The following is a 10579-nucleotide window of genomic DNA, read 5'->3' on the forward strand; positions in this document are numbered from 1 at the left end:
CGGGGCCGGTCCGGGGGGTGGCGGCACCGGATCGGGCTCCGGGACGGGACCCGGAACCGGCGGCGCGGGCCGCGGCACGGGGTCGGGCTCCGGGAAGGGTCCGGGCCCCGGCGGGGGCGCGGGCACCGGATCGGGCTCCGGGGCCGGTGGCTGCGTCTGGTCTTCGTCGAGCACCACGAGGTTGAGCACCATGCACCCCACCTTCCCCGGAACCGGGCGGGTACGCCCGTCGGCGGGCCACGACGCCCCCCTCCGGGCGGAGCGGCGCGGCCGGCCCGGTGGCGGCGCCGGGCAGGGCGGCACCGCCGTCGCAGCCGGCTCCGCGGCCCCTGCCATCGAGGCCCGGGCGAGGACGATGACGTCCGCGTCGACGACCGCGTCCGCCGCACGGGCCAACCCGGTCGAGGCAACCGGCGGTGTCCCCGGCCTCGAAGCGCTCCCCCGCCCCCGCGACCGGGTGCGGACGGATGGGAACGGCCCGATCGGCGGCCTCCTGCTCCAGCAGCTCCGCCGTCGGAGCGAGCGTCGACTCGACGGCGGCGATCACGACGATCCGGGGGTCGTGGGGCACGGCAGCCGCCGCCATCGGCCGGTCGACGCGGACGGAACACGCGCCGACCGCGGGCGGGCGCGAGGGACTCGGCTACGGCCCCGATCGTGGAGCGGTGACCCATACCCGGCCCTGCGCTCCGGCGAGCGCCTCGCGCAGGTCCGGGGCCACCGCCGAGGCGCCGTGCTCGCGGGCCCGTTCCAGCGGATCCGGGACGAGGTGCCGCAGCACCGCACCGGGGTGGTCCCGGTCCCGCAGCGCGTCGAAGACGGGCACCTGGACCGGTGAGGTGTGCGGCAGCGTCAGGTGGCGGTCGGTCACCAGAGGTCGGCGTCGACGTCCAACTGCGCCTTCGCCGCCTCGACCACCTCGGCGGGCGCCTCGGGCGCCTCGTCGGGGTGCTTGGCCGCCCAGCTCGCCGCGTAGGGGCACAGGGGGACCACGGGAACGCCCTCGGCCGCGGCGATCCCGTAGAACGTCCTCACGAGCCGCCCGCCGATGCCGCGGCCCTCGTGGCCCGGCTCGACGATGGTGTGTACGGCCACCAGCGCACCGGGCTCGCGGTCGAGCACGAAGTACGCGATGAGCCCGACCACCGCCCCGCCCTCGACGGCCAGCAGCCGCCCGGCCTTCCGGTCGTCCTCGAACTCGATCGCCTGGTTCTCGGCCATGCTCCCCCGCTCTCCTCAGACAGCCACCGCGTGGGGGCTGCGCTCCTGGTCCGTCCCGGGAACCGGGGCGGAGGGGTCCGCCCCGAGCTCGATGATGCGGTTGTCCGCGTCGACGTGTACGACGCGGGGCTTCAGCGCCCTGGCCTCGGCGTCCTCGACCTGTGCGTAGCTGATGAGGATGACCAGGTCGCCGGGGTGCACGAGGTGCGCGGCGGCCCCGTTGATCCCGATGACCCCGGACCCTCGCTCGCCCTCGATGACGTACGTCTCCAGCCGCGCCCCGTTGGTGATGTCCACGATGTGGACGAGTTCCCCGGGCAACAGATCGGCCGCGTCCAACAGATCGGCGTCGATGGTCACGGACCCGACGTAGTGCAGGTCGGCCTGCGTGACGGTGGCCCGATGGATCTTGGACTTGAACATTGTCCGAAACATGAAGTAACTCCCGAAACGTCTGCTCCCTGCCTGCTTTCTGCAGGTCAAGGGCGGTTTCGCGAGCCTACAACGATTCGCATGTTCGGTCAGCTGTCCGCAGGTATTTCAGGACTCACGCTGACCGTTTGCTGACTTTTCTGACCCGTCATCATTCACTTTCCGAGTCGCGCACAGGGGATGCCGGAAGGTCGTGAGGTCACCGGTCCGCCACCGCGCTTGAGGACCTCGATGACTTCCCTCATGCGGAGGTGCCCCCGCCGCCGCTCGGCCCGCCCATTCATGCCCAGGACGCTTTCGCGGTCCTCTGTCTCACCCTGCCAGCCTGGCCTGGGCCACCCACAACCATACAGCGATCTCCGTGTGACCGAAGTCCCATCACCTCGGGAACCGACCGGTCACCACGGCGGCAAAACTCCACGCTCTCTGCGTTGAGCTCCGGCATGAACCGTCACCAGTGTCTTGACCTCTTCATCAGCATGCACTCCATCCATGGAATTCATTCCCGGGCACGAGCCCAGATCTCCGGATATGCGCCAAACCGGGCCGACTTCGTAACTCCCCGGATACCGGCGCAGATCAATCGAGCGAGGGCGCAGGAGACTACTGGTCCCGCGTCCGCCTCGCCCTGGCTGAGTCAGCCTATCCACGCGCCAACACGGCGTGAGGGATGTCCTTAAGGTGCCCCGGCTCTCGCTCCCCTGCATGTCCAAAGTGCAGATCATGAAACGCCCGAGTCGACAGTACGTAGTACGCCATCCGCAGTTCCGCGGAAGTGGGGTCTGTTCCTGCGTCGGTCTCCGTGTCAGGCACCACGACCGTGTCGAACTGGAGCCCCTTGGCACTGGCGCGGTGGACGATGACGATGCCAGGGCGCGATAGGTCGAGTGTCCGATACCGGCCAGCCGTCGCTTGCGCCGTGTACATCTGTGGCCGGAGCTGCGGGGCTCTGCGTTCCAGCCGGGTGAGGAGTTCGAACTGGGACTGGGTGGAGTGCATGACCACGCCGATGCTACGGCCGGGCCGTCTTTCGGCAAGACCGATCACCAGGTCCGCGACCGCTCCCTGGTGCGAGAGCGAGTGCAATCGGGGCACGGGGCCCTCCCGCTCCGGAAGTGCGGGCGGACGGGGACCCAAATGGAACCTGGCCCCCAGCTCGGCTGTCTGCCGGGTGTTGCGGTAGTTGGCGTCGAGTACGTGGGGGGAGCACTTGCCCAGGCTCTGTGCGATCTCCACCAGGGTTGAGCTCGACTCGGTCAGCCTCTGGCATTCGTCGGCGAAGACTGTGGTGCGGGCCTCGAGTATCCGGCACAAACGGTAGAAAGCAGGGGGCAGATCCTGCCCTTCGTCGATCACCAGCGTCAACGGACCGCCGGGCTCCGCGAGCGCGGCTCGCTCGTAGAAGGCCGGCCAGTCGTACCAGCCGTCGTCGGAGCGGGGGGCGTCCGGGCCGTACCACCTGGCGAGCCAGGAGTGGGCGGTCGCCACGGTAACGGCCGCACTGCTGGAGCACAGCGCCGACACCATCGGCGCCAGGGACTGCCGCAGGAGGTTGGAGCGGGTCAACAGGACCGCCGGCGTACCGGTGAGGGCCAGCATGATAGCCCGCTGGGCGGCCAGCACGCTCTTCCCGCTCCCCGGTGGCCCGTCGATCACGTGGTTCCCGTCGAAGGGCAGCCCATCGAGCAGCGCGCGCTGCGTGGGTGTGAGGTCGAGGTAGGTCAGAGTCACGGTTCCGCTCATTCCCGGGTGGCCGCGGTCCGGGCGGCCGCCACGATCGGCTCGAAGAAGCCGGAGACACCGCCTCCGCCCACGACGAGGGCTCGGTCCAGCAGGGTGTTTCCGGTCTCGCAGCTGGTCTCCGGAAGCAGCGCGCAGGCGTGGCAGGCGGCGCGGTTGAGATTGCCGAAGCCCTGACCGGTGTGCTCCGAGCACAGCGGGTCCGCGGAACACCAGGCGGCGGCCTCGGCCATCCGCAGCAGTGTCTCGGCGAGCCGAGGCTGCTCTCCCTGCTGTACGAGGCCCCCGAGCGTCCCCTCCGCATCCCCGGCCGCCGTGTACACGAGCACCCCGTACTGGTCGTGTTCGGGCCGCGCATAGACACGCTCGCGCAGGCTGGCCGTGGTGTAGCCCGACTCGAAGGACAGCTGGCGCACCAACAAGTGCCCGAGAGTGTGCAGGAGCACGAAGCGAGGGGGGAGCTCCGAGCCCGTCAGGGCCTGAAGCCGGTCCTTCTGGAACGAGCGGTCCAAGTCGGCTCGCAGGCCCGCCACCCGGGCCCGTACGGCGTCATGCTGTTCCCAAGCGGTCAGCGCAGCCGGGTCCAGGGTGATCAGAACCCCTTCACCGAAGACTTCCACTGCGGGCAGCCAGCGTAGCCTGCGCGAGGTGTCGGCGGGGACGATCGCGGCATCCGGGGAGACCCGGCTGAAGCCGGACAGGACGCGTACCTCCCGGAGCCGGTCGGCGAGGATGATGCGCCCGACGCGCCGGTGCAGTGCGGCCCAGGGCTCAGCGGTCTCCCCGTCCAGCCCCAGCCCGGAGCCGCGGACCAGGAAGTCCCGCGTCATCGGCGGTTCGGTGGCCGTCAGCGCCGACCATTCCTCGCGGCGCAGGTCGGATCCCGCGGCAGACGCCGTAGCGGCGGTGGCACCACCGGCATGGGCAGGCGTGCCCATGCCGGTCTCCTCGGCGATGAGCGCGTCCAACAGCTCTTCGCCCGCCCCCGTGTCCTCCTTGACCATGTCCCGGAGGATCTCACCGCGGGGGGTCCCGGCGGCCTTGCACAGTGGCACCCAGTAGTCGCTCTCGCGGACCCGGTCGGCGAGAGCCGATCCATCCGGAACCGGCGCCTCGGCTTCGGGGAGGGAGAGAGCCGAGTGGACCACCGGGTAGTAGAGGTTGCCCGCGGTGCGCTGCACGACCTGGACGGGCTTGGCGCAGTCGGTGGCTTCACGCGCCCTCTGCCAGGGGTTCCGTCCGGAACACCGCATGCCGTGAGTGCCCAGGACGTCCAACAAGTCACGGGACGCGCCGCACCCTGGGGCCGCGCAGGAGACGGAGAGCGCCTCCAGACCGGTCGCCCGGTCCGAGACACGGAAGCGCAGCTGCTCGCGCGAGCCGCAGGACTGCCGCTGCGCGGCGTCGAGCCGCGCATGCGCCCAGAACCACCAGTCCACGTCGCCGAGGTGCCCCCCGGCGCAGATCTGCACGAAGCGCATGGGGGCGAGTCGGCGTACGGGCGGGCAGGACGGGCAGCTCGGAGGTGTCCCGGGCTTCTCGTCGGTGATCCGCCAGCGCACCATGCGGCGACACGACCCGCAGAACAGCCAGGCCGGGAAGCGGATGTACGGTGCTCCGGGCGCGTCGAGGCGGTCGAAACGGTCGTTGAGGGTTGCTGGCGCGGCGAAGAATCCGGTCACGCCGAGCCGCGAGGCCAATCGCGGGGATTCCACCGCCTGGCGCAGCCGCGGCCAGTCCCCGATACCGGTCGCGACAAACGACTCGCCCTGGATGTCGAAGACCGCGCCGACGCCGAACGGGAGCACCGTCTGGGCCTGACGGACTCTAAGCTTGCGGTTCACTGGTCGGCTCCCTTCACCGTCACCTGGCATTCACGATCCACGCTGCGCATGGAGTGGAGGGTCTCCCACAACCCTCCGTGCTGTTCGAAGTTCTTCAGCAGGTTGTGCTGCCCCTTGCCCTGACTGCGGTAGTAGAGCTTCTTGCCCTCCTGCCTGGCGTTGCGGGCCGCCTCCTCCCAGGCAGTGAGCAACTCCGCGAGTTCGGTACGGACCGCGTGCGCCGCGCGGCGGTCACTGGCTCCTGCCTTCCGCGCGAGAAGTTCGGCCAGCGCCCGCGCCGCACCGATGTGGTCCGGCAGGTCTCCTGCCTGGTTCTCGGCGCTCAGGCCGAGCCGGTGCCGTACGAGGATGACGAGCGCTGCGTGCAGGGCGCGCCGGCGCGCAGGCACCGACCACGGTGTGACGCTGGTCGGTTCGACGTTCCGGTAGAGGGCCCGGTGATAGGGGTCGAATGTCTCGTAGTGTGAACGGTCCCTGGGGCGGGTGGCATTGAAGAAGGTCAGGACAAGTCCGGGTACTCCGTGGCGGCCGACCCGGCTCGTGGCCTGGATGTACTCGGCCGTGGTCTTGGGCTGCCCCTGCATCAGCATCAGCGCGAGCCGCTTTACGTCCACCCCGACCGACAGCATGTTGGTGCAGGGCAGGAAAGATACGGCTTCCGGTTCCGTCCAGGGCTTCTCCAGCCGGTCCAGCAGCACGGGCTGTTCGGCCTTTGCCAGGTTGCTGGTCAGCTCTTGTACCTGGTGGTCGGCGAGTCGCCGGGCACCGGATCCGGCGTCCAGGCCGGTGAGCTGGGCGGGGATGTCGTCCGCCGCTGCAGTGACGGTTCGGCCGAGTTCGCGAAGGCTGTGATGGTAGGCGACGAGGGTCCAGTAGGAGTCCCGGTGCTCCTCAGGTAGTTCCCATGCTCCCTGGAGCATGGCCGCGGCGGTGGCGACCGCTGCACGGCCGGCGGTATGTCCTTGGGCCATGACGCCCAGGTAGCGCCGTCCGGGGCGTGAGGTGTCGGGCTCGGCGAAGTAGGAGTGCCGAGCGTCGAGCCCGGCGGGCGGGAAGAGCTGTACATCGGTTCCGTAGAGGGAGCGGACCTGTTCGCCGGAGCGGCGGATCGTCGCGGTGGAGGCGACCACCTTGGGGCCCGTTCCGTCGGCTGTCGCGCACAGGCCGAGGATCGCTGCCTCGTACAGTCCGACGGTCGTACCGAGCGGACCGGTCAGCAGGTGCAGTTCGTCCTGGATGACCAGGGAAGGCGGGAGGCTGCTGCCCCCTGCCCCGAACAGGCTTCCCGCTCGTGGCTCCCAGGCGAGCCGCGCGAACTTGTCGACGGTACCGAGAACGAAGGTGGGCGGCCGGTCGTACAGCTGCTGGTCGACCACGGCCACTGGGAGCTCGTCATGGAAGGTGCACGCGTCGCGCGGGCAGAAGAACGCGAAGGAGTCGGCGCCCGCCCGGATGCCGTAATCGGCGTGGTCGGCCGAGCGGTGGGCGGGCACGATGCGGGTGCCGCACCAGGGGCAGCGGTCGAGGATGAAGACGTCCTCGGGTCGGGCGGCGGACCGCACGTCCTGAGCCGCCGCTACCGCTGCCTCGTACGTGTTGGGCGAGGTCGCCTCGCCGACCCACAGACCGATCGAGAACGGCTCGTCACCGTAGCGGGCGGGATCGCCGCGGCGCATCGTCTCCAGGGCGCACACGGTGGTCGCGGCCCGCTGGAACTGCTGGGTGGTCAGCAGGCTGAGGGTGTAGCGGCTGAGGACCGCGGTGCCACCCCCCTTGGGGTCGCGGCGGCGCAGCACCATAACGAAGGCGGCGAGCAGCAGGTAGGCCTCCGTCTTGCCACCGCCGGTGGGGAACCAGATCAGGTCGGTCATGCCCCGGTCGGGGTGGCGGGGGTCGGCGACGCCGTCCAGGGCCAGCAGGAAGAACGCCAGCTGGAACGGGCGCCAGGCGGACTCGGGGTCAGGTGCCGGGTCGACGGACACGGCGTCGCGCCGGGACCGCCGCTCGCCCGCCTGGTCACGTGCGGAGTGACGCATCTGCAGAGCCATGGCGAGGTTGGCGGCGCGGAAGGCCTCGAGTACTTCGGGGCAGCCGGGATCGCACAAGGTGCGGACGCCGGACTCCATCCGGGCGACGGCAGCGCCGATGCGCTCCAGGATCCGGTCGGCTGCATCCCGGCCCCAGGCGGGTACCTCACTGTGTCGCTGTTCCTCGTACCAGCGACGGTAGTCGGAGGTGAACTCCGTCAGTTCCTGCCGCAGCTGCACGACGGGCAGGTCCGGGTCGGCGAGGTGCAGCACGTTGAGTACGGGGGTGCCGCTGAGGCCGGACGCACGGGTCGCGGGTACTTCGGCCTCCGGCAGGACCACCGCGCGCAGTCCGGTCACGGCCTCGCCGTCGCGGTCCTCCTCGACGGCGCAGCCGTGGCCGACGGCATGGGTCCGCACGTGCCGGTACTGGAGCCGCAGCTCCTGCTCTTCCGGGTCCCGGCTGGCCAGCCGGATGCTGGGGTACTCCAGTACCCGGCCCTCGCAGGGACGGACGTCGAGCGCCACTTGGAACAGCATCCGGTCCCATTGGGCCGGGCGGCCCAGCGCCGCCTCGGTGCGAGCCGTGTTCACCAGCGCCACCGTGACCAGCAGGCCTTCTCCGAGCGGGCGGCGACGGATCCTGAGTTCGGCCCGTCCGTCAAGAACGCTGACGGCATCGCGGTCCAGCCCGACCCGGTGGGTCTCCTGCGGCAGTGCGACCCGCTGCCAGCGGCGCCCCTGGTCACCGTGGGCGCGCAGAGTGCGGTAGTGGGCGCCGCCGCAGCCGATCTCGATGGTGTCGCTGTCCGTGTAGAAGCTGAGGCCGAGGGAGGAAGGCAGCCAGGCGTTGGATTCGGGTACGGGGTCGTCCGCCGGGTCGGTGTCGAGGGCCGCTGCTTCGGTTCCGATGCCGTCGGCGTCTTCGGCTGCCAGCGTCAGCTGCCTCTGGAGATCGGCGTCCTGAGGGTAAAGCGTGCCCATGAGGTACTGACGGTCGGGCGGCGCGTCGAGGACTTCGTCCTCGCCGTGGGCCGGTCCGACCAGCTGGCGGCTCAGATAGTCGACGAGTTCCTGTCGGGGGTCCATGGTGTCCTCGGGAGAAGTACGGGTGTGCGGGCCGGGGGTACGGGGTGCTCAGGCGCGGCGCCACCGGTCACGCAGCGGCCTGCGTTCGGAGGCGATCATGGCCGCCAGCTGGTCCTGGAGTTGGGCGATGCGCATCCACGCATCGTGCTCGGCCTGAGCCACCCGGCCATTCGCTGCGGACTCCACCTCGGCGACGCGCTGGGCGGCCCACCTTTCGACGGCCTCCACCCGGGCATCCGCCTGCGCATCGGCGTCCTGGAGAGCCCGCTCCCGCTGCGCGAGTGCGGACTCGGCCGACTGCAGGCGCTCGGCCAGCGCGGAAATACGCGCCTCGTGTTCCTGGGCGGCACGCCGGAGCAGCTCCTCGGCTTCGTCCGCCCTGCGCCGGGCCGCTGCCAGGTCGCGTAGCGCGTCGGCCGCAGACTCGGCGGCCTGTCGTGCTGCCTGGAGGTCCGCCTCGGCCTGGCTCTGCAGCCGGACCATGCGTTCGCCAGCCGCGCGACGCAACGAAGCCGCTTGATGCTGGAGGGACCGGTCGACACGCTTGAGCAGGGCGGACTCCAGCTCGTCGAGCTGACGCTCGGTGTCCGCGGCAGCGCCAAGGGCGCGCTTCTGCTCCTTTTCGAGCGCGTCCGCGTGCTCCTCCCGGAGCCGGTGCTCGGACGCCGCCCCCTCCGCCCGCAGAGCGGCAATGCGCCGCTCGTAGCTCTCGCGCACCGCGTCCGCACGGTGCCGCTCGGCCGTGCCGTCCTCGGCACGCGGCCCGATCGGCGCGACCGCCCTGACGGGCTCGACCGCCCCCGCGGCAGCCACCGCGTCAGCCGCGGGCACCCGCTCCGTCGCCGGAGCCCCTGCGGCAACCCGCGCGACGGGTACCGCTACGACCTGATCGGGGGTCGCGGTCCGCCGGGCCACCTCGACGGGCTCGTTCTGCCGGGCAGGTTCCCCGGCGGCCGTCCCCTCGGCCGCGGACCGCAACGGCGTCGAAACCTGCTCGACGCCAACCGGTCCAGCGACCTCGACGGGCGTGGACACTGCCGTGGCCTCGCCGCGCGCGGTCGGCTGTGAGATGAACTCCCGCAGGCATCACGCGCAGCGAGCCGCGACTCGCTGCGCACCAGGGGGCGCTCGGCGAGGTAGGCGCGGGGGGACTCACCGTTCAGGGCCTCGAAGGACCGGTCGAGGAAGTCCGCGGGACGCTGCCCCGCGTCCTTGAGGGCGTCGAAGAGCTTCTGCAGCACCTGCAGAGCCGCGACAGCCGGGCGGTCCAGCGTTCCACGGCTCTTCACCGCCTCCACCACGTCATCGGCGGCCGACTGCCCCAGGAGTCCGGCCAGTTCGACGTCGCCAAGAGCCACCAGCGCGTACTCGGCGAGCCAGACGACGGTCCCTGAGAACACTACGGGAATGGCCAGCGCCTGATCCCAGTCCGGCGGGTACGTTCCGGCCGGGCGCGCCTCCGGCTCGGGCCCGGGGTCCGGCCTCGGCGGCGACTGCGAGTCGGCATCGGGCGCCCGCTGAGGCTGCGGCTCCGATGCCCGCTCCGGGCCCGGCCCGGCGGCCGGTCGTGGATCCGGCTCCGGCTCCGGGTTCCGCGCTCGTCCTGCCTCCGCAGGCAGCACTGCGAAGGCCTCTGATAAGGACAGCTGCACAGCCACCTCCAGCGTCGCCGGAGCCTCGGGCTCGACACCGGCAGCCACATCAGGCTCCCTCGGAGGCTGCGGAGCAAGGGGTACCTGCTGAGTCGGCACGGTTGCCGGTGTGCGCAGTCGGCGGGCCCGCTTCGCCGTCGCCTTGCGTTTGCGCGGCTTCGGGTCCGGCGGCTCAGCATGCCCCGGGCCGATCCCGTGGGCCAGCAGCATCTCGCGGAAGACCGCGAACGCCTTCACTTCCACCTGACGGATCCGCTCCCGGGTGACGCCGAACTCCTTCCCCAGGTCGTCCAGGGTCGACCGGTCGCCGCCGTCCAGGCCGGTGCGGCGCAGCAGGATCCGCGCATCACGTGCGTCGAAGAGGGTGAGCAGGGAAAGCAGGTACTTGTGCCCGATCGCCTCCATCACCAGGTGTTCCGCCGACGGCAGCGGCCGTTCCAGCGCGACTAGGGCCTGTGTGAGGTTGTGATCAGTCGGGGGGTTTGAGGAGGTCGTCGATCCAAATCATTGCGGCGCGGAGGTGGAGGCCGGCGAGGTAGCTTTCGGGTGACTTGTCGTAGCGGGTGGCGATGCC

General features: G+C 71.0%; 8 protein-coding genes. All 8 read right to left on the reverse strand.

Features of this window, described 5'->3' with window-relative positions:
• Positions 1 to 643: 643 nt before the first annotated feature.
• The 8 genes from E6R62_RS07340 to E6R62_RS07375 all read right to left on the reverse strand — a co-directional run bounded on the left by E6R62_RS07340 (position 644) and on the right by E6R62_RS07375 (position 10410).
• Positions 644 to 871 (reverse strand): hypothetical protein, encoded by a 228-nt coding sequence (locus tag E6R62_RS07340; RefSeq protein WP_136212468.1) that lies wholly within the window; start codon positions 869 to 871, stop codon positions 644 to 646.
• Complete coding sequence (locus E6R62_RS07345; RefSeq protein WP_136212469.1) at positions 868 to 1221, reverse strand: GNAT family N-acetyltransferase; 354 nt, start codon at positions 1219 to 1221, stop codon at positions 868 to 870. Before E6R62_RS07345 ends, E6R62_RS07340 begins: the two co-directional genes overlap by 4 nt.
• A 15-nt stretch (positions 1222 to 1236) precedes the next feature.
• Positions 1237 to 1656 (reverse strand): aspartate 1-decarboxylase, encoded by a 420-nt coding sequence (gene panD, locus E6R62_RS07350; protein ID WP_136212470.1) that lies wholly within the window; start codon positions 1654 to 1656, stop codon positions 1237 to 1239.
• Positions 1657 to 2295: 639 nt separating this feature from the next.
• Positions 2296 to 3384 carry a DNA helicase gene (locus tag E6R62_RS07355; protein WP_136212471.1) on the reverse strand — a complete coding sequence of 363 codons (1089 nt, stop codon included), beginning with the start codon at positions 3382 to 3384 and terminating at the stop codon, positions 2296 to 2298.
• Positions 3385 to 3392: 8 nt separating this feature from the next.
• Complete coding sequence (gene drmB, locus E6R62_RS07360) at positions 3393 to 5237, reverse strand: DrmB family protein (protein ID WP_136212472.1); 1845 nt, start codon at positions 5235 to 5237, stop codon at positions 3393 to 3395.
• On the reverse strand, positions 5234 to 8353 hold the full coding sequence (locus E6R62_RS07365; protein ID WP_136212473.1) for a helicase-related protein: 3120 nt from the start codon (positions 8351 to 8353) through the stop codon (positions 5234 to 5236). Before E6R62_RS07365 ends, drmB begins: the two co-directional genes overlap by 4 nt.
• A 48-nt stretch (positions 8354 to 8401) precedes the next feature.
• Positions 8402 to 9184 (reverse strand): hypothetical protein, encoded by a 783-nt coding sequence (locus tag E6R62_RS07370; protein ID WP_136212474.1) that lies wholly within the window; start codon positions 9182 to 9184, stop codon positions 8402 to 8404.
• A 47-nt stretch (positions 9185 to 9231) separates the two neighbouring features.
• Positions 9232 to 10410, reverse strand: coding sequence for a sigma factor-like helix-turn-helix DNA-binding protein (locus E6R62_RS07375; RefSeq protein WP_136212475.1), 1179 nt, complete (start codon positions 10408 to 10410; stop codon positions 9232 to 9234).
• Positions 10411 to 10579 lie beyond the last annotated feature (169 nt).

It is taken from the genome of Streptomyces sp. A1136 (genome assembly GCF_004795055.1).
GTDB lineage: Bacteria > Actinomycetota > Actinomycetes > Streptomycetales > Streptomycetaceae > Streptomyces.